This window comes from Shewanella sp. SM20 (genome assembly GCF_025654545.1).
Classification (GTDB): Bacteria; Pseudomonadota; Gammaproteobacteria; order Enterobacterales; family Shewanellaceae; genus Shewanella; species Shewanella oncorhynchi.
Genome location: NZ_JAKKRK010000032.1, coordinates 1 through 26,295 on the forward strand (window position 1 = coordinate 1; position 26,295 = coordinate 26,295).

At 42.8% G+C, this 26,295-nt stretch carries 19 protein-coding genes and 1 pseudogene; 13 read left to right on the forward strand and 7 right to left on the reverse strand.

Annotation, left to right across the window (positions count from 1 at the left end):
* The 3 genes and pseudogenes from tnpA to ampC all read right to left on the reverse strand — a co-directional run.
* On the reverse strand, positions 1–169 hold a 169-nt coding region (tnpA, locus tag L5M18_RS23495; protein ID WP_411569266.1), incomplete at its 3' end, for an IS66 family insertion sequence element accessory protein TnpA.
* A 79-nt stretch (positions 170–248) separates the two neighbouring features.
* Positions 249–1,139: pseudogene (locus tag L5M18_RS14125) on the reverse strand (MFS transporter); the annotation flags it as partial.
* Between the two features lie 380 nt (positions 1,140–1,519).
* The gene (gene ampC, locus L5M18_RS14130) at positions 1,520–2,704 is read right to left on the reverse strand and encodes a class C beta-lactamase (RefSeq protein ID WP_263197423.1); all 1,185 of its coding nucleotides are present in this window, start codon (positions 2,702–2,704) and stop codon (positions 1,520–1,522) included.
* Between the two features lie 397 nt (positions 2,705–3,101).
* Here ampC and L5M18_RS14135 point away from each other — a divergent pair, with 397 nt between their 5' ends.
* Positions 3,102–3,866, forward strand: coding sequence for a tRNA-uridine aminocarboxypropyltransferase (locus tag L5M18_RS14135; RefSeq protein WP_263197424.1), 765 nt, complete (start codon positions 3,102–3,104; stop codon positions 3,864–3,866).
* Between the two features lie 147 nt (positions 3,867–4,013).
* Here the strand turns inward: L5M18_RS14135 and L5M18_RS14140 are convergent, their stop codons facing one another.
* Positions 4,014–6,071 carry a PhoX family protein gene (locus L5M18_RS14140; RefSeq protein ID WP_263197425.1) on the reverse strand — a complete coding sequence of 686 codons (2,058 nt, stop codon included), beginning with the start codon at positions 6,069–6,071 and terminating at the stop codon, positions 4,014–4,016.
* A 419-nt stretch (positions 6,072–6,490) separates the two neighbouring features.
* Positions 6,491–7,606 (reverse strand): tyrosine-type recombinase/integrase, encoded by a 1,116-nt coding sequence (locus L5M18_RS14145; protein WP_263197427.1) that lies wholly within the window; start codon positions 7,604–7,606, stop codon positions 6,491–6,493.
* A 590-nt stretch (positions 7,607–8,196) separates the two neighbouring features.
* Between L5M18_RS14145 and L5M18_RS14150 the strand changes: the two genes are divergently transcribed.
* The 4 genes from L5M18_RS14150 to L5M18_RS14165 all read left to right on the forward strand — a co-directional run bounded on the left by L5M18_RS14150 (position 8,197) and on the right by L5M18_RS14165 (position 11,836).
* Positions 8,197–8,724 carry a hypothetical protein gene (locus L5M18_RS14150; protein ID WP_263197428.1) on the forward strand — a complete coding sequence of 176 codons (528 nt, stop codon included), beginning with the start codon at positions 8,197–8,199 and terminating at the stop codon, positions 8,722–8,724.
* Between the two features lie 168 nt (positions 8,725–8,892).
* On the forward strand, positions 8,893–9,231 hold the full coding sequence (locus tag L5M18_RS14155) for a hypothetical protein (RefSeq protein WP_105252539.1): 339 nt from the start codon (positions 8,893–8,895) through the stop codon (positions 9,229–9,231).
* A 348-nt stretch (positions 9,232–9,579) separates the two neighbouring features.
* Positions 9,580–11,568, forward strand: a complete 1,989-nt coding sequence (locus tag L5M18_RS14160; RefSeq protein ID WP_263197430.1) for an ATP-dependent DNA helicase RecQ — start codon at positions 9,580–9,582, stop codon at positions 11,566–11,568.
* Positions 11,561–11,836: a hypothetical protein gene (locus tag L5M18_RS14165; RefSeq protein WP_006081699.1), complete on the forward strand. Its 276-nt coding sequence runs from the start codon at positions 11,561–11,563 to the stop codon at positions 11,834–11,836. The genes L5M18_RS14160 and L5M18_RS14165 overlap by 8 nt, the downstream gene beginning before the upstream one ends.
* Positions 11,837–11,923: 87 nt before the next feature.
* Here L5M18_RS14165 and eco read toward each other — a convergent pair whose 3' ends face one another.
* Entirely contained in the window at positions 11,924–12,475 is a 552-nt protein-coding gene (eco, locus tag L5M18_RS14170; protein ID WP_063882899.1) for a serine protease inhibitor ecotin, read from the reverse strand.
* 454 nt (positions 12,476–12,929) lie between these two features.
* On the opposite strand from eco, the gene L5M18_RS14175 reads away from it, so the two are divergent.
* The 5 genes from L5M18_RS14175 (at position 12,930) to L5M18_RS14195 (ending at position 19,995) form a co-directional block, all read left to right on the forward strand.
* Complete coding sequence (locus tag L5M18_RS14175; RefSeq protein WP_263197432.1) at positions 12,930–14,099, forward strand: cation diffusion facilitator family transporter; 1,170 nt, start codon at positions 12,930–12,932, stop codon at positions 14,097–14,099.
* Positions 14,100–14,579: a MarR family winged helix-turn-helix transcriptional regulator gene (locus tag L5M18_RS14180; protein ID WP_028759894.1), complete on the forward strand. Its 480-nt coding sequence runs from the start codon at positions 14,100–14,102 to the stop codon at positions 14,577–14,579.
* A gap of 211 nt (positions 14,580–14,790) precedes the next feature.
* Positions 14,791–16,884, forward strand: a complete 2,094-nt coding sequence (locus tag L5M18_RS14185) for a prolyl oligopeptidase family serine peptidase (RefSeq protein WP_263197433.1) — start codon at positions 14,791–14,793, stop codon at positions 16,882–16,884.
* A gap of 268 nt (positions 16,885–17,152) precedes the next feature.
* Positions 17,153–18,778, forward strand: coding sequence for a phosphoethanolamine transferase (locus L5M18_RS14190; RefSeq protein ID WP_263197434.1), 1,626 nt, complete (start codon positions 17,153–17,155; stop codon positions 18,776–18,778).
* A 188-nt stretch (positions 18,779–18,966) separates the two neighbouring features.
* Complete coding sequence (locus L5M18_RS14195) at positions 18,967–19,995, forward strand: GGDEF domain-containing protein (RefSeq protein WP_028759897.1); 1,029 nt, start codon at positions 18,967–18,969, stop codon at positions 19,993–19,995.
* A 131-nt stretch (positions 19,996–20,126) separates the two neighbouring features.
* On the opposite strand, the gene L5M18_RS14200 is transcribed toward L5M18_RS14195, so the two are convergent.
* Positions 20,127–22,832 carry an acetate--CoA ligase family protein gene (locus L5M18_RS14200; protein WP_263197435.1) on the reverse strand — a complete coding sequence of 902 codons (2,706 nt, stop codon included), beginning with the start codon at positions 22,830–22,832 and terminating at the stop codon, positions 20,127–20,129.
* Between the two features lie 276 nt (positions 22,833–23,108).
* Between L5M18_RS14200 and L5M18_RS14205 the strand changes: the two genes are divergently transcribed.
* Genes L5M18_RS14205 through L5M18_RS14215 form a run of 3 tightly spaced genes read left to right on the forward strand, consistent with a single transcriptional unit; the run spans position 23,109 to position 26,292 of the window.
* Complete coding sequence (locus L5M18_RS14205) at positions 23,109–24,251, forward strand: methyl-accepting chemotaxis protein (protein ID WP_263197437.1); 1,143 nt, start codon at positions 23,109–23,111, stop codon at positions 24,249–24,251.
* A 14-nt stretch (positions 24,252–24,265) separates the two neighbouring features.
* Positions 24,266–24,550, forward strand: coding sequence for an STAS domain-containing protein (locus tag L5M18_RS14210; RefSeq protein ID WP_028759900.1), 285 nt, complete (start codon positions 24,266–24,268; stop codon positions 24,548–24,550).
* A gap of 8 nt (positions 24,551–24,558) precedes the next feature.
* Complete coding sequence (locus tag L5M18_RS14215; RefSeq protein WP_263197438.1) at positions 24,559–26,292, forward strand: SpoIIE family protein phosphatase; 1,734 nt, start codon at positions 24,559–24,561, stop codon at positions 26,290–26,292.
* Positions 26,293–26,295 lie beyond the last annotated feature (3 nt).

Genomic DNA, 26,295 nt, shown 5'->3' on the forward strand with positions numbered 1-26,295 from the left:
GCACAGGCGCTTGTTCAGTTTGCTCAGCCAAGCGTTGCCGCCATTTATAAAATGACATGGTACTGAGTTGATGGGTTTGACAAAATTCAGTGATGCTCAGCTCTGATGTGTGCCATAAGTCGATTAATTGCTGCCACTGTGCAGCATTGCGGTAAGCTCGCTTTGCCATATCACTCTCCTGTTATGATGAGTGCACAGCTTATCGCGCGATCTTAAGTGGGAATAGGACGTCCTAAAATGGACGCTTACCCAGCACCGAGTAACGCAACACCTTGGTAAACAACCCTTTGTGGCTTATTTTGTCGGCCAGCGATGAGTGCCCCCAGTAAGTAGCCAGGAATTGGCGCAACAAAATAACAACTGACCATAAAAGGTGTCAGTCCGAGATATTGGCCATAGAGTACACCAGCAATGGCTTCAAACGCCGCAATACCGGCAAAGGTGGCGATCAATGAAAATAAATAAGCGCGAAACGCTCTATGGCGTAGGACATGCTTATAGGATTTGAAAACGGCTTGATGTTCCCGTTGCGCCTTAGGTAAAGACTCTTTAAAGAGGAATATTAACAACAGCCAGACCATGACACCGAATACCGCTAATACCCAGTATACGGCTTGCCAGCCGAAATAGGCTGCACTGGCGCTGCCGATAAATGGTGCAAGCAAAGGTAAAAACACCACAGCCATAGAGACATAGCTATTAAATTTTACCAGTCGGTCGCCAAAGTAATGATCGCGGGGAATGCTCCGGCATAATGCGCCTGCGCTGGCTGTGCCTAATCCTTGGATAAGGCTTGCCATAATTAGTTGGTTAAAGCTTGTGGCCTTTGCCGCGAATACAGCGCCTAGAACGAAAATTGCGATACCCACGACGAGTGGCATTTTGCGGCCAACGCGATCTGACACTGGGCCATACACAAATTGAAACATCCCGTAGGAGAGTAAATAACAGGCCATCACGGCTTGTAGTTGGCTGGCGTCCACATGGAGCCCGAGTGCGATTTGTGGAAGGGCAGGTACAAAAATCGTCTGCGCCATTTGGCCACAGGCGACCATAAAGACAATCATTAACAGTAGGCTAGACTGACTCGCCGCTGGAGCGACATCGTGATGAATAGGAGAATGTGGCGTGCCTGACATGATATTCCCGAAAAAGGTCACTTAAGGTATTTGCGCGCATCTTACTCCCTAAAATCGTAACTTCAAGTGTCAATCATATTGATTTAACGAAATAATTTTTAATGTGATACATAAGTTTTTATCCTGATTTTAAGCTGTAAAGCTAAACTTACGATAGGTTATTTGTCTGTTAACTAGGTCGATGAGTTGCAAATGAATTAACGCAAGGATTAACTCTGTGGTGCATATTTTCTTACAAGCCGCCGATGAGGAAAGGGAGATTGCAAGGAAGCTGTGAGTCAGTAGCAAGGCGTCAGCCATAAATCAGTAGCGACAAGAAAATATCGTTAAGGAAAAGGAGATAGTACCAATATACTTATCTCCTCTATCCTAGTGCATGGTTATTTTTGCAACTTTTCGATCCCAGTTAAAATCTGGTAGCCCACAGTGACCCGTGGCGGAACGGGGATGTTTTTATTACTCAGCAGTACAATGCCGAGTTTTTTGGCCGGAATAAAGGCTGCATAAGCGGCAAAACCACCCGTTGATCCTGTTTTATTAATCCACACATTTTGCTGCGGTGCGAGGGGCGGCACTATAGGTTTAACGGGTGTACTGCCAAACACGACTTTCTGAGTGTGACCCTTAAGTATTTTATCAAGATCAATAGGATATGAGTAATGTTCCCAAATCATATCTTGGGTCATCATGCCGACATCAAAGTATCCCGTGTGGGTCTCATCGAGTGCCGTTTGCAGTGGTTTGGATAACGAATGTATATGCATATTGGCCTCAACAAATTGCAGTAAATCCTTGGCAGAGGTTTTAACGCCATAGGCTTCATCGGCTAATACACCGGGATTGACTCGCACTGGCATGTCTTGCTTATCATAGCCTTGGGCATAATCGGCCATTTTGTTGCTAGGAACCTTGAGATAGCTGTTTGTCATACCCAATTGTGGAAATAGTGTTTGCTCAAGTACTTGTGGAAAAGTTTTCCCTAAACTCTGCGCGGCAATCATACCGAGCAGCCCAATACTCGGATTGGCGTAATTTCTGTGGGTCCCCGCGGCAAATGACGGTTGCCAATGCTTAAGGTAATCCATTAACTCTGCGTTATTAGTGACCTTATCAGGAACTTGCATCGGCAAATCACCCGCTGTGTGGGTGGCTAAATTGATAAGACTAATCTTATCAAAATGGCTGCCTTTTAATGCTGGAACATAATCACTGGCCATATCTGTGAGTGTTAATTTACCTTCGCCCTGTGCATAGTTAGCCAGTGTTGCGGTAAAGGTTTTACTGATAGAGCCAATCTCGAACAGGGTATCTTCAGTCACACTTTGCCCAGAGGTTTTAGAACTGACGCCATACTGATAAAAAAACTGCTTACCTTCTATGGTGACGCCAATCACTGCGCCGGGAATAGCGTATTCAGTCATCAAAGGTTTCACCGCCGAATCTACAAGAGTCTGTATTTCTTTGGTATTAAGTGTTTTGGCTGCAGTGGCATGAGAGAATAGGGCCGCAGAGATGAGGATGCCGTTTAGTAGTGGTATTAAAGCGATCGGGGCTTTTTGTTGCATAATTGACCTTTCATCGAAACTGTATTTGTAGAGTAGATTTTCGCATGATATTAGGGCAATTCCACACTAAGTTAAGTCATTACTGATATTTAGCTTAAATACTCCCCCAATAGGTAAGTTAAACGTTAATTTGGTCGATTTAGTGTTGCATGCTAAGTGGTAACACAGATTAATACATTACAGCTTTTTTAAGGGATAATTGCTCGGTGCTCTAAAATTATCTCGCTGACGTTAGGCTGCAGATGAAACCATCAACCACTGACACAGGCCTTTTATCACGATAATGTATTACGCGATTGCACCATTGATGGCCAAGGGATAAACTGCGCCACCGCGATTAAAAGTGCTAACTGATGTGGTCGCGATCCTTAATAAGTTTGATAGAGAATTGGTTTTTATGGCTTTACCCCCCCATGCAGTGCACCATTTATATCAGTACCGTAAGTCTATTTCGACTAAACCCTTTGGTGCCCGCGGTAAAAAACTGATCCGCTGTCCATTATGCCTCTTAGGTGAGCAGTTCTGTACCTGTGCGCTACGCCGTCAGTTAGATACTCACGCCAGTTTTCTGCTGATTATGTATAACGATGAGGTGTTAAAGCCGACTAATAGTGGACGACTCATAGCGGATCTTATTCCTGATACCCACGCCTATATTTGGTCACGTACAGAACCTGAAGCTGAGTTGCTTGCTTTGCTGAATTCGCCGCAATATCAACCCTATTTAGTGTTTCCTGCCCAATATGCAGAGCAAGGGCAAACCGTACTGAACCAAGTGCCGATGTCGACATTGGCCGAAGGTAAACGGCCGCTGCTAATCATGCTCGATGGCAGTTGGCGTGAAGCGATTAAAATGTTCCGTAAGAGTCCTTACTTACACTCACTGCCGTTGCTTTCCTTCGATCCCGACACGCTCGCGACCTATGCATTGCGTAAAGGTAGTCATGATTTTCAACTTGGCACCGCCGAGGTGGCATCATTGGCTTTAGGAGCGATTGGCGAAGCGGCTAATGGCAAAGCCTTAAGTACTTGGTTTGATTTGTTTGTTGAATCTTCCTTACTTGGCCGTAATCGCCGTTGCCGTGAGGACCTTCTGCCAATTACAGATTTTACCGATGCTTTTGAACTGGCCTTTGAACAAGCAAGTCGCAGTAAGAGCTAATCGATGTTGGATTTAATCAATTTTGAAAAAGGCTAGTTAACTATCTTCTTAAAAAACAAATCCCCTACATTGAGGGGATTTGTTATGTGTAGCAATTAACTTATAGGAACTTCATATTTAAGAAGATACCTCGCACAAGCAAATTGTTTATACCGCGACTTCTTTACCATCTAACTTACGGATAACGACCGTAGCGGCGCGAGGGCGTAATGTCGTGCCCGCAGGCGTTTTTTCAGCGGCATTGGACGAATAAGGCCAATTACCGGGATGCTGAATGTTAGCAAAAACAGAAGTGTAATCAGGGCTAATAGCAAAACCCGTAACCTCACAGTCGTTTGGTCCAACGAAGAAACGCTTTAATTCCATTTGGTTATTAGCCGTTACGCCGAGCTGTTTCTCTTGGTCATCAACAAGCGTTGAAGGCACTATTGCTAGCATCTGATCGTTGGTTTCTTCTGCGACCTCCTTGGCTCCATTGTCGGTTTGAACCCACAAAATACCGCGTTGATCGAAGGCTAAACCGTCTGGGCTGGCAAATTGGTTAAGATCCGTTAAGCCTGATAAGTTTGTCTCTGCGTTACCATCACTTGGTGATCCGAATACGAAGATATCCCATGTAAATTCAGTATCTTTGTCACTTTCATCCCAACGAATAATATGGCCAAAGTGGTTTTTCAATCTTGGGTTCGCTGGATTGGTTTCAGTTCGTTTTGAGTTGTTGGTCAGGGTCAAATAAATTGAACCTGTGAAAGGATCGACAGCACACCATTCAGGGCGATCCATAGGTGTTGCACCAACAAGATCCGCTGCGCCTGCGGTGTTCAAAATAATCTCGGCTAAGCTAGCGAAAGTATTGCCTAGGGTTTTTCCGTCCGTAGTTTGGCTATCTAAGGTTAAAGGCAACCAAACACCACCACCATTTGCATTAAACTTAGCTGCATATAAAGTACCTTCATTCATATACTTATCGCCAGTTTGTATGCGATTGCTGCTGTCAGCATCTTTTGCATCCCATGCCGCGGCCGAGACAAATTTATAGAGGTATTCGAATTGTGAATCGTGGCCAGAATAGAATACTACTGGCTTACCTTCGGTTAACTTGCCAAAGGTACAGCCTTCATGGCGGAAACGACCAAGCGCGGTACGTTTTACTGCGCGCGATGTTGGATTGAAAGGGTCAATTTCAACAATATAACCGTGACCATTCGCTTCATTACGATAGTCATCTTGAGCACTTGCACCTTTTGGGGTGACATCAAAACGCGCGAATTCATCGAGACGTTCCTCATCATGACCTGCAAGATCATCCCAGCCATAACGTGTGCTGGTTTTGCTGATCCCAATGCGATTTTGCTCGGCAGTTAACGTACCACGGTTAGCGAAATAGCCTGGCCAGTTTTCTTCACAGGTTAAATAAGTGCCCCAAGGCGTGTAACCATTGCCGCAGTTATTTAATGTACCGCGAGCCTGACTACCGTCGGGAGAGTAGCGGGTTTCGAGTAGAGAAGAGTAGGCGAGAGGACCGCTAATATCCATTACAGTCGCACCGGTGAATCGGCGGTTATGGTTATCATTGCTAACCACTTCCCATTGATTATTAACCAGTTTTATACGTACAACCGATACGCCATGGGCGTTGATTTCTTTACGTACCTCATCGATAATCGTGCGCAAACCTGAAGTAGGATCAAAAGTTTGTCCTGCAGGATGTAATGCAACTTCATCAATATATTCATGGTTAATGCAAAGTAAACCGTCATTACCCGTATCATTTAATGGAAAGAAATGCATGCCATCGTGGTGCATACCGACTGAGTTCGCTTGGTCATCGGCAGTGTTACTACCATCACTTTTCCATGGTGCTGCTTTTGCATTTAATGGCGTGCCCCATGGTGCAAGTACTTGCGCTGTATAGCCTTCTGGCACAACGACGGCATCTAAACGAGAACCCGCAACTGACGTAAAGTTTAGCTTGGCGGTACTTTTTGTCGGTGGCAAAGGTGTCACTGGATCAACAGGTTTTGTAACAGGGGCGTCATCTGATCCGCAAGCAGTTAAGCCTACACTGGCAAAAGCTGTCATAGCACTGAGGCCTAAACCACTTTTGACGAAGTTACGGCGAGATAAATGTTTATCCAACACTTGGTTAAATGGCTCGTTATTACTTTTATTATAAAGTGTAGGATCAAAGGTGGCCTTACTCATATATTACTCCGGCTAGTACGATGGATTAAATTTCGTGACTAAGGCTAAAGTATCAATATGACAATAAAGATGATTTTATATTACAATAATACTGCAGTGAGCAATAAACCCGATATGCTATAAAAATGTTAACCAGCAGTTTGCTATGGTCTAAGCTGCTGAGGTCAAAGTACCTCAATTAGGATTTTTATTCTGCTATGATGTCAAATGTTGTGTCACAGATAAAAATATATAATGTGAAGTTATTGCTTTAATTATTTTTAAAATTAAAAATTGGAAATAATTTTAATATAATTACTGAATATCATTTTTATTCATAAACATGATAGATTTATATTTAACGTTAAAATTGCTATTTTATTTTAGGTAAAAGACTAACTGATCCTTATCGAGTCATGATCTAGTTTAGTCTTTGTGTTTTAGTCTCTTGGTTTTAAATAATGGCGAAGTGAGCGCGGATCGGTATGGCCAGTTCTGGCCATAATGTATAAATGATCTTTATCATTTTCATGGAGTTGAGTGACACAACCACTACGCAGACTGTGGGCACCATAAAATTTTGCAGGTAGGCCCGCTTTTGTGCAATATTTTTTAATGATGCGATAAATATCGTCTCCCGTGAGAAAACCACTATTTTTATGTAAACTTGAATTAGCTTCAGAGTGATGTTCTACTATTTGATAAGGGCGTAAATATTTCCCATCACGGGAAAGCGATCTAAATAAATGTCCATCCTCTATATTGGCTAGTGATAACCAATTTTTTACCGCGTTGAGTGCTGCAAAAGGTTCATGATCCGGTAGGTCTTTCCATTCCCGTTGACCTTGCTGATTACTCTTCGAATAAGGTAGGCGAACTTTTAGCTTATTGCGTAAAAAACTGACATATTGAACTTTTATATCTGCAAGTTCAGAACGGCGAAATCCACCTTGTAATCCTAACTGAATAATGGCTTTGTCTCTTGCTCGGGTTAATGGCTGCACTTGTTCATCGATAGCTTGAATGAGCATTTCCACTTCATCATACATAATCGGTTGTTGATCATAATCACTCACATGGCGAGATTGATTTCTGCTCAAGCCACGCATCACTCTGATCACCAGAGGGTGCTCGGTAGGCGAGTGGAATCCTGCTTGAATATGATGGTAGCGAATCGCCGCGAGTCGAGTCGTTAATGTCTGTTTAGAAAGTTGTACTCCAGTACTCTCTTGGATCAATTCTTTTTGATGACCAATAAATGAAATTACGCTTCTTGGATCTGCGGGCAGGGCCTGCAGTTGGTGTTCGGCACAATAACGGCTAAATAGACTAAAGCTCGTATTATAAACACGGCGGGTATTGGCTGAAATTTCATATTCAGTTTCTTCGGCAGCACTTAAATAATCACTTCGAACAGATTGTGGCAGGAAAGTCTCTTCAAAAAAACGTGGCTGTTCAGTACGGTTATTATTGTGATGATCTGATCTAGTCACTCTTTCATTCGATATATTGGTGTTATTTTGAGCATTACTATTTGTCCGGATTATTTTAGACATGCCGTTGAAGTCACCTAATATCGAATTAAGAAGGCGTAATTATACGCAAATCACGCCTACATCTACCAGTGATAATCGTCATTATCACTGGTAGAGTGCTTATTTGTTCAAATAAACTTCTGTTATCGGAATAGGGCGCATTAAATAGCATTTAGTTGTTTTTTTTAGTTTAAAAAATAGCCAAGATAAAGCCGTTTGGACAATAGCGATTAATTATGCGGATATAGAATTAAAAGCAAAAATAGTATGAAATTCGTACTTTCTATATGCGATAGTTTCGAACTTGGTTAGCCACATAATCACAATTTTAAAGAATGGTTTAACCATTTTATTGACTTTGTTGAATGGAATGCCGCTAAACTAGGCTTGTCTATTGGATGAAATTTAAGCTAATAAGTACAACAGCTTGCTAGGTATTTGACCTGATACGAGTTGAGTTATTCTTCCTAAAGTAAAAGGAAAGCACAAGGAATCGATATCAAACACAAAAAATGGTTGAACCATATATTAATACTTGTCGATTTGTACTAGCATGAGGACCGATTTATTTCATCTGCATTAGACACATGCTTAGCTAAAGAAACGTATTTATGGAACCGCAAGCCTGGATATATCAACAAGACAAACCAACAGCAGGGAGAAAATTATTATTGCTTGAGGAAGCAGAATTAATTTTTGCCTTACCCTTAATTTATCGCCTTATCAATCCTGAAGCTGTGGCATCTAAACCGGATTGGTTTTGTGACGCTGAGTTACAAACGGTTTCCTATACTAAGTTGGTAACACAACTAAATGAATTGGTCCGATTACGCAAAAAGGCACAGCGGATCGACAACGAGCTTATTAATGTAAACAAAATGCTCAATCAGTATTTTACTGATTTTGGCTGGCGTATGGTTCGCAAAGAATTATCTCAAATAAAAAAACGGCAAAAAAAGTCTCATATTGAGCTGAGCAGGGATATTATTTTGAGGTTAAAACGTTATATGGAAACTCAAAAGTTAGACAGTTTTGACCAAGCCATTGATACCCTATTGTCAGAGCATAATGAAAATATTTCGCTTAATGTTTTACAACATACTGATGAGGATGTTGTAGACGACATTGTTGATGAATAGAACAAAATAACCGCGGATCTATGTTTTGAAGAATATGATTTTAAAGTTGTTCTATTGCCTAAAATGGATTATCTAATAAGGGTAAGTTAGCCGTGACTTATCTGTGCAGACACGTAAAATTACTGTTAAGATCTTATGTTTACGACTAGATAACGCGGGGCATTAGAGATGAGTTTAAGTATTGCAAACGATAGGAAAATTGCGGTTTTATGCCGAATTGAACCTGGCTGTCTCGGACCTGATGGCGTAGATCATATTGAGGCTTTTTGTGCTTTAGCCCAGAAAGCGATGCAACATTTTGACGTCGATGTCGGCACTTGGGTGTTGATCCCAAGATATGATAAAACCTTAGAAGAGATGCAATATAGTCTTGCAAATAAGCTGCTTTCGCGTGAGCAGGCAACTAAATATTTAGTTTCTATAGGGCGTGACATTGATGGTTTTGAAGAAAGATTTCAGGACAAACTGACGTCGCTGATCAACCTATATCTTGCTAGAAAACCTTAAATGCTCTATTTATCGGAGATGTATTTTTTGCTGAGATTCATCTGACTTCTTGTTTTTTCATAGGAGATATCGGATTTGTATTTTTACAAATCGGTTTTATTTTTATATTTAATTTCTGACTAAAAAATAAAATTAATCCTATATTAATCATTGTCTTGTAACAAAATTCGAACCTATAATTACGCTCCTGATGAGCAGTTAAGTTGGCTTGAAAACTCAGTTGTTGCTAATTAACTCCGTAAAGTACGTCAAAATTTGCTAGACTAGTCGACTCACTTAATGCTGAATCTTTTTCTTGCGGTATGCCTGAATTTTGTGGGTGGTAAGGATAAGTGTAAAGGACGGTTGATGTTCAATCCCATTCCGGAAACCAATCCATACGTTAGTTTGTTGCAGCAGGATTTCGGTTTTTCTGAATTTCGTCCTGGTCAAGCGCAAACGATAACACAACTGTTAGCAGGGAAGTCGAGTTTAGCGATTTTCCCGACAGGTTCTGGTAAATCCCTTTGTTATCAATTTACAGCATTGCAGTTACCCCATTTGAGTTTAGTGATTTCGCCTTTACTCGCCTTGATGAAAGATCAGCTGGAATTTTTGCAATCTAAGGGAATTCATGCGGCCAGCATAGATTCAACCTTAAGCGCTGAGCAGAGTCAGCAAGTGATGACAGATGCGCGCTCTGGCAAACTGAAAGTTTTAATGGTGTCGGTGGAGCGTTTCAAAAATGAACGCTTTAGGCAGTTTATTCAATCGGTTCCGCTGTCTATGTTGGTCGTAGATGAGGCGCATTGTATTTCAGAATGGGGCCACAATTTTCGGCCTGATTATCTTAAATTACCCGATTATCGGCGCGAGCTTGAAATCCCGCTGGTACTGTTACTGACGGCCACCGCGACACGTAAAGTGAAACTGGATATGGCCAAGCGCTTCGATATCGCGCCCGAACACATAGTACAAACGGGATTTTATCGACCCAATTTAGATTTGACTGTTCTGCCCGTGTCGACGCAAGAGAAAAATGCCTTACTGGTTAACCAGATAACATCATTCTCAGGTGCTGGTATTGTGTATGTGACGTTACAGCAAACCGCCGAAACAGTCGCACGACTCTTGAGCCAACAAGGCATAGTCGCCAGTGCCTATCATGCTGGATTTGAAGATGAAAAACGTCAACAAATTCAAAATGATTTTATGCAGGATAAGCTGCAAGTGGTTGTTGCTACCATCGCCTTTGGTATGGGAATAGATAAGAGCAATATCCGTTTTGTGATCCACTATGATTTGCCTAAATCCATTGAAAACTACAGTCAAGAAATCGGCAGAGCAGGGCGTGATGGTGCGTTATCCCATTGTGTGACTTTAGCCAATCTTGACGGACTCAATACCGTTGAAAATTTTGTGTATGGCGATACGCCTGAGCGAGAAGGTATAGCGCAAGTCATTGAAGCTATTCGACTTGAACAAGATTCTGGTCAGTGGGAATGTCAGCTTAATGGCGTGTCGACGGCGAGCAATATTCGCCAGTTGCCGTTAAAAACGTTACTTGTGCAGCTAGAAATTCTAGGTGTGGTTAAGCCGTTATTTGCTTACTACGCCGATGTTAATTACAAATTTTTAATGGATAAACATGTCATTCTGAGCCGCTTTAATCCAGAGCGGCAGGCCTTTTTGACGCAAATTTTTAATCATACGCAGATGAAGAAAATATGGGGCGCGTTAGATTTTGATGCCTTGTACAGTGCGACGGGCCATGAACGCAGTCGCGTGTTGGCCGCGCTGGAATATTTAGCTGAACATCAGTTGATTGAATTAGAAACCAAACGAATTACCGATGTGTATCGGGTGGATGTTGCCGCATTAGCGCGTCCGGAACTCATCGATGAGCTGTACCATTATTTTATTGATAAAGAGCAGAAAGAAATTGCGCGAATAGCGCAGTTAGTCCGCTTTTTTGAACTTGAGACGTGCTTAAGCCACAATTTATCGCGTTATTTTGATGATAATGAGGCTCCGGCGGTCTGCGGTCATTGCAGTGTCTGCCGCGGTCATTTCGCTAAGTTGAGTTATTCGACGGAACCTACTTGGCCGACAGAACAGCAGATATTGGCTGATTTGCGTGAGTTGAAACATCATTTAACGGCTAAAGGCATTGGTGCTTTGTCAATCGATACCTATTGTCGTTGCCTCGCTGGTATGTCAGTTCCTTTGGTGAGTCGTTTTCAAGTGCGTAAGTTGAGTGGTTTCGGCCGCTGTGAAAAATTGAGATATGCTGAAATTAAACAGAAAGTTGAGTCACTGTTGTCGCAACTAGATGATAAAAGAGTTGAACATGAATAAGGCCGTAAAAAAGATGTTAGCCACCCATGAACATTTAGTTCACTCTGAAGGTGTGACTGTGGTTTCCCATATGCAAAGGGAAAAGGCAGAGTGGGTACAACATACTGTTATGATTGAAGATTGTGATGTTCCGTTTAAATTCAGACGGGTGAAAAAATATCGTAATCTGCAAGGGCAAAAGATCAATGTCATCTATTACCCAGAGACAGAAACAGTCGCGGGTTTTGAGATAGAAATCATGCAAGTTGTTAGAATTAAACGATTCTAGTTAATGTTCTTCGAGTCTTTGCTTTTATCAATCAGCAAAGACTCGAAGCGCATTCGATTGATGACTCGATCGTTAAAATCGTGCTACTTACTTGGAATATTGATAGGTTGAATCCACTTTCCACGTTCTGAAACGCAGTTCCGCGCCTTCTGGTAGATAAAATACCTTAGGTAAACGACTGTCGTAGCGCATTTTCAGTTCACCCGGAATACGAACAAAAGCTTCTTTCTTCGCCAATTCGAAACAGGCCATCATAGTGCTCGGCCCTTCAGCGATTTCATCCACTTGATAGTAGTTATAACCCCAACCTTGTACAGTCAGTTCCTTCAATTCCCCGTTTAATCCATGCTTATTGCAATCGACCATTTGAGTCTGGCCAATTTGGATTTCGATCATGTAGTCATCTTCGTTTTCTAACTTAGGCAAACTCAAAATGTGCTGCACCATACCAGCCGCCGGAGCAGGGAACATCTTAGTCGCTTCCTGTGCGCTGTAATCTTTTGGGTCAAAACGTTGAATGCTGATCATAGGCGCATCTAATCCTGTTGGGTGTGGCGGGCTGACTGCCGCAGCATTGAATGACAATAATGTAAATGCAAGGGGAACAGCGCTAACGCTAAATAAGGTCTTCAATTTCATCTTGTTTCTCCTAATCGAACTGAATGGATGTCGACAAGTTTGTCGTTGTTCTGCCCCTATAAACGCAGCAGAGGTAAAAAAGGTTAAATTATTCAATAAAAAATCGATTTTTACCCAAATAATTTTTATCCATCTGAATAATAAGGCTGCAATAAAGCCAATCTTACTCTGCTGAATCAGCTGTTTTCACACATAAATCAAACGCTAATCCATTAAACATTGCCTGATATCCTTTGCCTAGTCTAGCTGCCTATCTTAATTCACATATCAGCGTCTGACTGATGATAGGAGTACAGATGCATTATGGGGATCCAGATGCACGTTTAAAAGTTTGAAAACGGTATATCTTGATAAATGACTAATTTGAACTTCATATATTTTGATTTTCAAACTATAATTCAGGCAACACGTTTTTTATCATTGATAGCGATGGACATGGAGTAGGAATTACACAATGAAATCAACAGCAGTCGAGCAAGCGACAGGGCATCAAGCTACTGCCCACCGCCAAGGGCACTCACTCGCCCAGTGGCAACACTCCCATGAGTTTTCGAGCCAGAACCGCGATGGCGAAAAGAACACGCGTTATGTACTGTATTTAACTGTGATCACTATGGTGGCTGAAATTGCTGCCGGAACCATTTACGGTTCTATGGCATTGCTCGCCGATGGTTGGCATATGGGAACCCATGCCGCGGCCTTTATGATCACGTTATTCGCCTATTCCTATGCCCGTAAACACGCTAACGATCCTGCCTTTGCTTTCGGTACTGGCAAAGTGAGTGTGCTTGGCGGTTATACCAGCGCAATAGCGCTAGGACTTGTGGCACTGGTGATGTTGATTGAATCGGGAATGCGACTGATTAGTCCCGAGCAAATTCATTTCAACGAAGCTATTTTTGTGGCCGTTATTGGTTTAAGCGTCAATGTGCTGAGTGTATTTTTACTTAAAGATCATCATACCCACGACCATGGGCACGGACATAGTCACGCTCATGACCATCAAGATGATCATAAAGACGAATATGCTCACGCGCATCACAACTGCCAAGCACACACCCATGACTCACATGCACACGATGAAAGTCATCATGATCACAGCCATTGCCAACATGAACAGGATCACCAACATGCTGCAGAGCATGAGCACAAGAGCCAGAAGGCCCACGGTGGCCATGATCACAACCTACGTGCGGCCTATTTTCACGTACTGGCCGATGCGTTAACGTCAGTGCTCGCCATCGCTGCTTTGTTGTTTGGTAAATACATGGGACTAACTTGGCTCGACCCGATTATGGGGATTGTCGGCGCTGTGATTATCAGCCGTTGGTCTTGGGGACTCATTCAGCAAACCAGCCCTATTTTGCTGGACGGCGGCGTTAAAGCGTCATTGCAGCGTAAGGTCGTGGAAACTCTTGAGGCCGTACCGGATCATCAAGTGGCCGATTTACATCTTTGGCGAGTGAGCGCCGATCACCATGCTATTATGGTGTCTATCGTGTCCCATTCACCGAAAGATGTCAGTTATTTTAATCAGTTACTGTCACAATTTCCTGAATTGGCCCATATCACTATTGAACTCCATACTTGTCGTCAGCGCGAGTGTATGGCTAAGGAAGCCTAAATGACTGTTGAACATCATCATTCATCAAACCTGAATTCAACGACTGCTCATTCAACGGCCGCACATTCAACAGATCATGCATTAAATCATGTGATTATTGAATTTTACGAAAAGCTGTCGTCTTGGGAACACGCCATTGTACGTGACAAAGGTTTTAGCCTATCGCAGGTGCACACCATTGAGTTACTCGGCGTGCACGGCGCTATGAGGATGAAAGAACTGGCGGATAAAATTGGTGTCACAACAGGCACACTAACGGTTCAAATCGACAAAATGGTTGAAGCTGAGTGGGTTGTACGTCGTCCCCATGAAACCGATCGTCGTTCGATTCTGGTGGAGTTAACCGAAAAGGGCCAAACTTTGTTCCTCGAACATGATGCATTACATCTACAACTCACCACAGATCTCACCGCTAAAATGAGCAGTGAGGAACGAATCGTACTGCTCAATTTGTTGTCTCGTATGAATAACGAGTTTTAATTTACCCTATTTCATCCACTAAAAAGCGTCCCTCGTGGACGCTTTTTTATAGCATGACATCTTTAAAAACACGATTCATTCAAGATTAATCATCAGCTATTACAGTATCTTACCTTTTGTTACATTCTTGTTGGATTAATAGTTGAACTGGATATTAATTAAGGTAATGTAAGGGCAGATCTCAAGATGGACTTTGTTTAAAAGGAATAGAATGAATAATAAATTACTGCCTTTGTGCATTGCAGGAGTGCTCGGTATGAGCGGTCAACTTCACGCAGAAGAAGATAAATACATTTGGTTAGAAGATGTTGAAGGCGCAAAGCCGATGGAATGGGTGAAAACCCAAAATGCTGCATCTGCCGCCGAAATTAAAGCGTTTAAAGGTTTTGATACCTTAGTGGCGAACAGTCTCGCCATCCTGAACGATAAAGAACGCATTCCCTACGCGACCCACATTGGCGACAAGTTATACAACTTTTGGAAGGATGACACCCATGTGCGCGGTATTTACCGCCGTACTACTATGGAAGAATATGCTAAACCCGATCCCAAATGGGAAACCGTGCTCGATATCGATGCTCTAGGTAAAGCTGAATCCGTCAATTGGGTATTTAAGGATATTAGCTGTCAGTATCCCGAGAATGAGCGCTGTTTTATCTCACTTTCCCGCGGCGGTGCCGATGCGGTGGAAGTGCGAGAATTTAATTTAAATACTAAATCCTTTGTTGCCACCAAAGATAAGCCATTCTTTTTGAAAGAAGCCAAATCAAGTCTGAGCTGGATAGATAAAGACCACGCCTTTGTCGGTACTGATTTTGGTGATGGTCAAAGCATGACTGACTCAGGTTATCCACGGGAAGTGAAACTCTGGCAACGTGGTACAGCACTCGAGCAAGCGAAACCGATTTTCACTGGTGACAAAACCTCAGTCGCAGTATCAGGCTGGGTTTTATTCGATGATAAAACGCCGCTGAGTTTAGTCACCGAGGCACATACTTTTTATACCGCCAGCCAATATGTCTATCAAGATGGCAAACTCATTGGGTTGCCATTACCTCAAGATGCTGAGATTAAAGGTTATTTTAAAGGTAAGTTATTTATTGAGTTAAAGAGCGATTTAACCAACAAAGACGGTAACTTTAAGCAAGGCGCGGTCGTGTATGCCGATGTGGCGGATCTTATCGCCCAAAAAGCCAAATTCAGTTTATTTGTGAGCCCGACTCAGACCGCATCGATAGCGCAGCTGAGTTTTAGTAAGAGTGCGATTTTCGTGAATTGGCTCGATAACGTGAAAAGCAAATTAGTGCGGTATGAGCAAGACGAAAAGGGCGCTTGGCAAAGCACCCAAGTCCCATTCGAAGCGAATGGCGCCCTGACGGTAATGGACGTTGAGCAAGACAGTGATGATTTTTTCGTGAATTACACCAGTTTTCTTGAGCCTTCAAGCCTCTATACGGTTAATGCAAAAACCTTAAATCCGAAGAAAATTAAAGGTATGCCGCAACAGTTTGCTGCGGATAAGTTTAAAACTGAGCAATACTTTGCGACGTCTAAAGATGGCACTAAAGTACCGTACTTTGTGGTGATGGCTAAGGATCTTAAGTTAGATGGCACTAATCCTACGCTACTTTATGGCTATGGTGGGTTTGAAGTCTCACTGCGTCCATCCTATTCGGCCACCATTGGTAAGAATTGGTTAGAGCAGGGCGGCGTATATGTGTTATCTAACATTCGTGGCGGTGGCGAATATGGCCCAGCTTGGCATCAAGCGGCGTTAAAGCAAAATCGACATAAAGCCTATGAGGATTTCGAGGCGATAGCGGAAGATTTGATTGCCCGTAAAATCACGTCAAGTAAACATTTAGGCATCCAAGGTGGCAGTAACGGTGGCCTGTTAATGGGGGCGGCATTTACCCGCAGGCCTGATCTGTACAACGCTGTCGTGTGTCAAGTGCCTTTACTTGACATGTTTAGATTCAATAAGTTACTCGCCGGCGCCAGCTGGATGGGTGAATACGGTAATCCGGATATTCCTGAGGAATGGGCTTACATTAAAACGTACTCTCCGTACCATAATCTGCATAAAGACGTGCATTATCCAAAGGTCTTTTTCACCACATCGACCCGTGATGATAGGGTTCACCCAGGTCACGCCCGTAAGATGGTTGCTAAGATGAAAGACATGGGAATTGATGTTTTGTACTACGAAAATATTGAAGGTGGCCACGCCGGCGCTGCAGATAATAATCAAGCCGCGGAACTTAATTCAATGGCGTTTGCCTACTTATTACAGCAATTAAGATAATTACCGCTGGGTTAGCATGAATTGTTAACTCTTCACTGGTAAAACCGAGCAAGACCCTAATAGGTTGGGGAGCAGAAAACGGTCGAACTTATTGAGGTTCGGCCGTTTTTTTAAGTTTATTATTTAATGTTAACAATACCCACAGATAATTTGAGCCATTGCCAAGAGCTTGCTACTATTGCGAAAAATTTCACAGTCAAAGGCCTAAGACTACCTTAAGAATACTAAGTTATTCTCGACAAACAACTAATTTGAGTGAGAGCTATCAGTGTTAGCAAGATTTAAGACTCTATCGGTGAATCGATTCACTTTTATCACAGCGTTATTTTACGTCTGTATTTTCAATATCCCATTGTTTGGCATCATTAAGAAAGGCATTGAAAAACAACCTGATGTCGATCCTATCTTCATCGCTACAGTGCCGTTGTTTTTAACCTTTGCACTCAGTTTTGTATTTTCCTTATTTACGGTGAAGTATCTCGTTAAACCGTTTTTCATCTTACTCACCTTGTTATCATCGAGTGTGTTCTTCGCTGCCTACCAATACAATGTCGTCTTCGATTACGGCATGATAGAAAACACTTTTCAAACCAATCATGCCGAAGCGTTCATGTATGTGAATTTCGCTTCAATAATGAATATGTTACTGACGGGGATTTTACCCGCGTACCTTATCTATAAAGCGGATATTCAGTACAAACCTTTCCTAAAAGAACTACTGCATAAAGTGCTTTTTATGCTAGCGATGTTGGCAGGACTGGGCATTATTGCTTTCTTCTATTTTCAAGATTACGCGGCCTTTGGCCGCAACAACGACGAGCTAAAACGTTATATCGTGCCGACGTATTTTATTGGTGCTGTGTCTAAGTACATCAATGTGCAGTACTTGCAAACGCCAATGGAATATCAGCAACTTGGCCTCGATGCAAAAAATGTCAGTGCCAACTCAAATGGAAAACCGAATTTATTAGTCCTAGTCGTGGGGGAAACCGCGCGTTCAATGAGTTATCAGTATTATGGCTACGACAAGCCAACCAACGCCCACACTCAAGACCAAGGATTAATAGTCTTTAAAGATACCCATTCATGTGGCACGGCAACGGCGGTATCTTTGCCTTGCATGTTTTCTCGCATGGGACGGGAAGATTACGATTCACGCCGTGCATATGCTCAAGACACCGCCGTTGATGTGTTGGATCATGGCGGTATTAAAGTTCAATGGTTTGACAATGATTCTGGCTGTAAAGGGGTGTGTGACCAAGTTGAAAACATAACCATTGATTTGAACAGTGATCCTAAGTTGTGCACTGGCCAATATTGTTTCGACCAAGTGTTACTGAACAAATTAGATGAAGCCTTAGCCAACGCAGAACGCAAAGATACTGTGATCGTATTGCATGTCATTGGTAGTCATGGCCCGACTTATTTCTTACGTTATCCAGCGGAACACCGTAAGTTCACACCGGATTGTCAGCGCAGTGATATACAAAACTGCAGTGAAGATGAGCTGATGAATACCTATGACAATAGTATTTTGTACACTGACTATATTATTAGCGAAGTGGTTAAAAAGTTAGAAAACCAACAAGATAAATTTGATCCAGCCATGTTGTATCTGAGCGATCATGGCGAGTCTTTAGGCGAAAAAGGCATGTATTTACATGGCGCGCCTTACAGTATCGCACCGATTGAGCAGACGAGCATTCCTATGCTTGCTTGGGTGTCAAAAGATTTTAGCCAAGATAATCAATTGGATATGGATTGTTTGGCTGAGCATGCGGCGAAAGGTGGTTTCTCCCATGACAATTTATTCGATAGTCTATTGGGACTAATGAATATCAAAACTGATGTATATCAGCCTGAATTAGATATCTTTGCTCGCTGCCGCGGTTAATTGTGGACTTAATTGTCGCGAGGTTTTGCTCGTTCTAGTTGGTTCGACACCATGATGAGGAAGAGGATGGCAACATCCTCTTTTCTTTTGCTCCCTGTCATAATAATTGATTTCTCCCATATCCAAATTGAATCAGTTGAGTTAACTTAATATATACAAAAACATAACAAATCTATGGTTCGCGATTTATGTCTTCTACTGCAGAAAATAAAGAACTTGATTCTGCCGCGCAAATTTTGCGTTTGGCCGTGCCGCAAATGTCTGCCCTCGATATTCCTGTTACTCCTGAAAATTACACTGTTTGGTATGAATATTTTGCAGGCACAAATCTCGATTTAAATCGCGCGATTGATGGTTTTTTGGCGAATTCTGTCTCTTTTACCAAGGAAGTTAATACCAGTCTTTATAAAACCTTTATCCAAGAACAGTCACCAGAAGTGATTGAAAATGTTCAGATTGAAACACAAATCTTGATCAATAGCCTGTTGAATAAAATCAGCCAGTTGAGTCAAGGAACCGCGGCATTTTCTGGCTCATTAGCCGAGTTTGGTTTGCGATTACAAACTAATCCCGATATCAATACCTTAAACGAGCTGGTTGATGGTGTGGTTGATGAGATGCAGATGCTACTTATCAACAACCGTGAGATGGAGCAAAGTCTGTGTACCATGGGTCAAGAAGTGCAAAATCTTAAATCTGAAATGGAAAATCTTAGCCTCGCGGCGATGACAGACCAATTAACGTCTCTGCATAATCGCCGCGCCTATGAATTGAGTATTCAGGATCAAATCTACCGTTCACAAGATCACCAGACCCGCTGTAGTCTCTTACTGATTGATATCGATAACTTTAAAGCCTTTAACGACACCTATGGTCATTTGACCGGCGATAAAGTATTGGCCTATGTCGCATTAGCCTTAAAGCAATGTGTGCGTGGGGATGACTTTGTTGCGCGTTATGGCGGCGAAGAATTTGTGGTGGTGCTACCTAACACCCATTTTCACGACGCATTGCAAGTGGCTGAAAATCTGCGTGAACGTATTTCTGAGCGACGCTTAACGGTAGGGAAAGACAAAAAGCTTTCCCTTGGCGCGATTACTGTCTCGATTGGGATGGCCTCATTGCAACAGGGGGATGATGCTGAAACGCTGTTTAGTCGCGCCGATAAAGCACTGTACCAAGCTAAGTCCGAAGGCCGTAACTGTGTTAGAGGCTGAGAATGTGATGCAAGTGTCGATGTTTCAAGGCGTTAAGTATTAGCTCGGTCGCTATTTCGTTAAATAATCATTTACTTAGGATAACAAAATGCCGCAATGATTTGCGGCGTTTTTGTTCGTCTGGATAGGTGCTATTGATCACTGGGCGGTTTTAAATCCATGTGCATTTTGATCAAATGCTCCTCCATATCGAAGGTCACTTTAAAACCGAGACTCTTGGCAAGACTGGCCATATTGCGATTCTCAAACATGGTAAAGCCGGTGAGCACGGGCGTGTCGTTGGCCTGATAATATTTGATTAGTTTTTCGAGTAACAACTTACCTAACCCTATACCTTGATGATCGCCACGCACCGCCATGGCAAACTCGGCCTCGGTATTATCAGGGTCGATGGACGCACGCACGGCACCTAAGGTGATGTCATCGCCATCGGGTCCCTTAGCCGTGGCGATAAAGGCCATCTCACGGGCGTAATCGATTTGAGTTAATACCGCCATTTCTTCATGGGTCATTTTCGAGCGCACCCCAAAATAACGTTTGTATCTGTCTTCATCGGATAGCGAATTATCGAAGGCCAAATGTTTAGGTTCATCTTCGGGCAAAATCGGCCTTAGCATTACCTTAAGGCCATTTTTTAGCTCGGCGAATTCTTCTAATTCCTTCGGATAGGGCATGATGGCCATCCGCGATGAACTGTCGGCATTGGCATCATGCAAACGGATATTCACATCAAGCAGAGTGATGTTTTCACCCGCGGCCAGTACTGGGTTTAAATCTAACGAGGCGATTTCAGGGCAATCGATAATAATATGGGATATTTGCGTTAACATCACGCACAGGGCATTCATGTCTAGACCCAGTGGTAAATGTCTGTCCTTTAACTTATGGGTCTTTAACGCTTGGATCACCATATAACGCGCCAGTGCCATATTCAGGGGAGGCAGGGCAACGGCAGCATCATTGGTGGGGTCCCATTCTGAGCCACCTTCGCCAAGGCAAATCGCAGGACCAAAGACGGGATCGCTTATCACGGCCACGCGGATTTCCTGCGCGCCAGCGGTCAACGCCATTTTCTGCACTATCATGCCTTCAATAATGGCTTCGGGATTGGCTTGATGCACCCTCTGGGTAATCGCATTCGCGGCGTGGCGGATATCTTCAGCCGAGGTTAAATTGAGCATCACTCCGTGCACATCGGACTTATGCAAGATGTTAGGGGATTGCACTTTTAACGCTAAGGGATAGCCCGCTTCATTCGCAATGGCCACCGCTTCATCGGCATCTTTCACAAACCAAGTGTCTATAGTGTTAAGCCCATAAGCACGCAAAATAGGGCTGGCCTCATGGGTTTCCAGTACCGATTTTCCTTTAGCTTGAGCCGCTTGCAGTAATTTGCGCGCCGTAAGGCTATCTGTCGGAATATTATCGGGGATCGATTGCGGCACTTCTTGCAGCAGTTTTTGGTTACGACGGTATTCAACCATGTGCATAAAGGCACCCACAGCACCTTCGGGTGTACGGTAGGTGGATATACCGCCCTTAGTGAAGCGTTTTCGTGCCTGATAAGCCGAGTCTTCACCGCTCCAGTTCGTCAAAATATTGAGGCGATTCTTTTTGGGATGCGCGTGGATCACACTCACCAAAGCATCAGCTATCTCAACACTTTCACCGAGTGCTGAAGGGGAGTGCAAGACCAAAATAGCGTCAAGTTCATTGGAATCCATCAGGATAGTCAAAGCCTTAGCATATCGTGATGCGTTCGCATCACCAATAATATCAATGGGATTTTGCCTTGACCAAGTATTCGGTAACACAGCTTCTAATTTGGCTATTGTGTCTTCTGATAACTCCGCCAGTTTACCGCCGCGCATAATGAGTTCATCCACCGCTAATACGGCAGGACCGCCACCATTACTGATAATCCCTAAGCGCTCACCTTGCAGCGGATTGGAATGCGCTAAACTTTCAACCGCGGCAAACAGTTCAATTAAATCGTTAACCCGCAACATACCTGCACGGCGAAACGCCGCTTCATACACTGCATCGTTACCGCCAACACCGCCTGTATGCAATTTTGCGGCGCGGGCACCTTCGGCGCTGCGGCCTGATTTAATCACTAGAATTGGTTTATTGCGTGAAGCGGCTCTAGCAGCCGAGAGGAAATGGCGCTTCTCATTCACCGAGTCGATATAAAGCATGATGGCGCTGGTGCGGCTATCGCGGCCAAGGAAATCGAGCAGTTCGTCAAAGTTAATGTCGGTGGCATCACCGAGGGAGATAAAGGAGGAAAAGCCAATACCTTTGTTATTGGCCCAATCGAGTACCGTTGTACAAATAGCAGCCGATTGAGATACAAAGGCTATTTTGCCCGGTAGGGCGCTGGCGTGGGCTAAGCTGGCGTTTAATCCCAATGGGGGTAATAGCATTCCTAAGCTATTTGGCCCCAGAATACGCATCCCGTAACGCTTAGCATTTTGCATGGCAAGGTCGAGTAGGCTCACGCCATCTTCGTTAAATTCCTGCGCCATCCCTGTTGCCATAATAATGGCCACCTTACAGCCAAATTGCGCAAGGGTTTCAACGATGGCGGGCACACGGCAAGCGCGGGTACAAATAACCGCTAAATCCGGTTTGATGGGTAAGGCTTCAATATTGGGATAGGCGAGCACACCCATCACTGCCCGATACTTAGGGGTGACTGGCATGATAGGCCCAGAAAAACCACTCGATAGTAGGTTTTTCATCAGCACATTACCCGCGCGTTTTTCGGTATTCGAAGCGCCGATAATGGCAACGGAAGTCGGTTTAAATAAGGAGTTTAATGTACGTTGACTCATAAGCGATTCCATCCCAATCCATGACGCTTCCAGTGTAACCTAGGGTATGAGGACTGCACAGTTAAGTTTCGGGTTCCATTAAGACAAGTTTATTAGCAAATCATGAATTTACGGCAATTTACTGAGAATTAGCGCTCAATGCTGAGGATTTCTATCGCGATAACTGCATTTTCCGCATTGCGACACGTAACAATGTGAATAATTTCACTTTCGTGTTTGAAAATCATCCAATATGAAACTACTTTTTAATCACTGTACAATTATTGTGAAGTCCATATGACATACAAGGATGGGGTCGTTGCGGTGCTCGCGGCAGGCGTTGGATATTCGCTGAGTTTGATGACATTGTGGGCTATTGGTCCGGTTATTTCTGTGTTGATTATGTTGCTGTGGCAATTTTATCAGCATAAGCAAATGCAGTCAGTTCAACAGCATGATGATAAGTCCTTCAACAACCAACTTGCCGCGGACTGGCAAGCCCATGTCAATCTGTATCAAGAGTCAATCACGACACTTAACGGCTGCGAGGCTAACATTGACAGTGTGCTAGCGGTGCAAGGTGACGCAGTCAATTTGCTCGGTGAGTCATTCGATGGTTTAGGGCGGTTAATGACGGAGCAGACAGGATTTATTTCAGATCTCGTTAAGAGTACTGATGATGCTGAGTTATTCCATTCAGATCAAATGAAGCAATTTGCCAACAATACCTCAATGACGTTAGAGCGCTTTATTCAATCCACCATAGAAATGTCGGCATCAACTATGGAGTTGTTGGAAAAAGTGAATCTCATCTACGAGTCTATGCCTCAAGCGATGAAAGCCTTGCAAGACATAGATCAAATCTCGTCCCAGACTAATTTGCTGGCTTTAAATGCGGCAATTGAAGCGGCGCGGGCGGGTGATGCGGGTAGAGGCTTTGCCGTTGTGGCAGATGAAGTGCGCGCTTTATCCACTCGTAGTGCAGGTTTTAGTGAAAGCATACAAAAACAGCTTAAATCAATTCAAATTCAGATTGAGCAATTAACCGTACACGTGAGTAAAGTCGCCGACCAAGATATGACTTATATTATTGATGCAAAAAAGGATATAGATACTGCACTAAGGCAGATTATCGTTAAAGCAGAGAAGGATTCTCAAGTGATTGAACGTATCGATTCATCGGCACATGAACTAGAACAAGCCATCTCGGATACTATTCGGGGATTACAGTTCAGTGATATTACTTCCCAAAGCCTGATTTACACAAATCAGTCCCTAAACCATTTAAAAGAATCGCTGAATCGCGTCACCACTATGTCACAACAGGAGTTTGGCATTAAGGGGGATGACATCACAATACAAATGAGTCGCCGACGTCAGGAGACTCATAATCCCGTTTCAAGGGATCAAATTACCTGTGGTGAAATTGAACTCTTTTAATTAGGGATAACACAATGTCAAATATTAAAGTTATTTCATTGCCAGAGCGCTTTGACTTTTATTACCACAAGAAATTCACCAGTGATTATCAAGATATTTTAACGCTTCCAGAGGTTAACCATATTATTTTAGATTTTAGTCGAGTGCTTTACCTCGATAGTTCTGCTTTAGGCATGATGGTACTGCTGCATCGTAAGGCGCAGGAGTTACATATTTCTACGTCTGTAAAAGGTGCACATGGTCAGGCGAATGAAATCCTTAGTATTGCCAATATGCAGAAAATCTACATCATAGAGTAACACTCATTATGGTATCGCTTACTCAGCCAGAACATTTTATTTTAGTTATCGATGATGACGCTATTGCGAGTCAAAGGATCAGTGACTTTATTCATAGCAAAGGTTACAACGTTATTGTTTGTAGTGATCTAGAAGAAGGTTTATTTGAAATAACGCAAAATACGGTTGATTTAATTCTGATTAACTATTGGTTAAAGGATGGTACCGCACTGGCGTTACTGGACAAGTTAAATAAGGATAAAAAAGAAACACCTGTTATAGTCATGAGCGAGACAAAAGAAAATCAATCCGTGTTAGCCTGTTTTAGAATGGGGGTTTTGGATTTTGTTGTTAAACCGATAAATGTTGAAATATTTTGGTACAAGGTTGAATGTTTACTTACCCGGGTTCAACTTCAGCATAAAGTAGAGCATCAAAGAATTGAACTTGAAAAAATGCTTTATGAAAAGGCCCGAGAAGAACACATGGCCCGGCATTTATTTGAGCACTTAGTCAATATTGATAATACTGACTTTGATTTTGTACATACTTACTGCCAAGCCAGTGCCAATTTTAGCGGTGATATTATCCTCAATGGCATAGCGCCTAATGGCAATTTCTTCTTAATTCTTGCCGATTCTACAGGTCATGGCCTGAGTGCAGCCATGCCCATCATGCGTGTTGCTAGTACATTTAGGGCCATGGTTTCAAAGGGGTTTTCTTTAGTTACGTTTATTTATGAACTGAATGCTAAGCTCCACCGAGAAAACCCTGAAGACAGATTTGTTGCCTGTATTATTTTAGAAGCCGATTTTAATCGTAATAAATTACACATTTGGAATGGTGGTATGCCCCCCGTGTATATTCAAACGGGGGGAATTGACTGTTTAACAAACCACAATATTAAAGAAACTGACCATTCTCGTTCAGTCAGTAATCAATCCATTGATAAATTTAAATCGACAAATATGGCTCTTGGTATTTTACCTCCGCATACTTTTATAGCGGATATTGTTACGGTTGATTTACCATCCCATGGGCATGCTTGCCTTTTTAGTGATGGTTTAATAGAGCAATATACCCATGACGGCAATCCATTTGGCATTGATAAATTAAAAGATCTATTTATTCATTTGTCCGGTGGTCTAGTCAAATATTTAGAGAACAATATGAATGAGTACTGTTCTGCTGAAAATATTGCAGATGACATCACTATTTGTACCTTAGATTTCGAACGATTAAACACTTGGCATCAAGATCGTGATGTCAATCGTATTAAAGCCATTATGGATGGTGAGTTCTGCTGGGATGTCAGCATTGCAGGGCCTATGTTACTCAGCGCTGATTATTTAAGTTCATTGAATCAGTTTCTCAGCATATTGGGATTTGCGACTAATTTCTGTCAACGGGTTTTTACTGTTGTCGCAGAGTTATTTAGCAACGCTATTGATCATGGTGTACTAAAATTAGATTCTCGACTAAAAAATGATCCAGAAGGCTTCGAACTGTACCATAGTATTAGGGACAGTTTTGCAGATAGGCTCACGGAAAATGATTGGGTAAAAGTGAGCATCATCTGGCGTTCATTGCAGGATGAATTACATATTAGCGTGGCTGATAGTGGCAAAGGCTTTGAGGGTGATGAAAATTTGATGGCGGACATTCCTCAGTTGTCTGGGCGCGGTCTCTTACTGGTGAAAACATTATCTAAGACCTACGAATTAGTACCGCCAGGGAATATAACTAAAGTCATAATGGAATAGCGC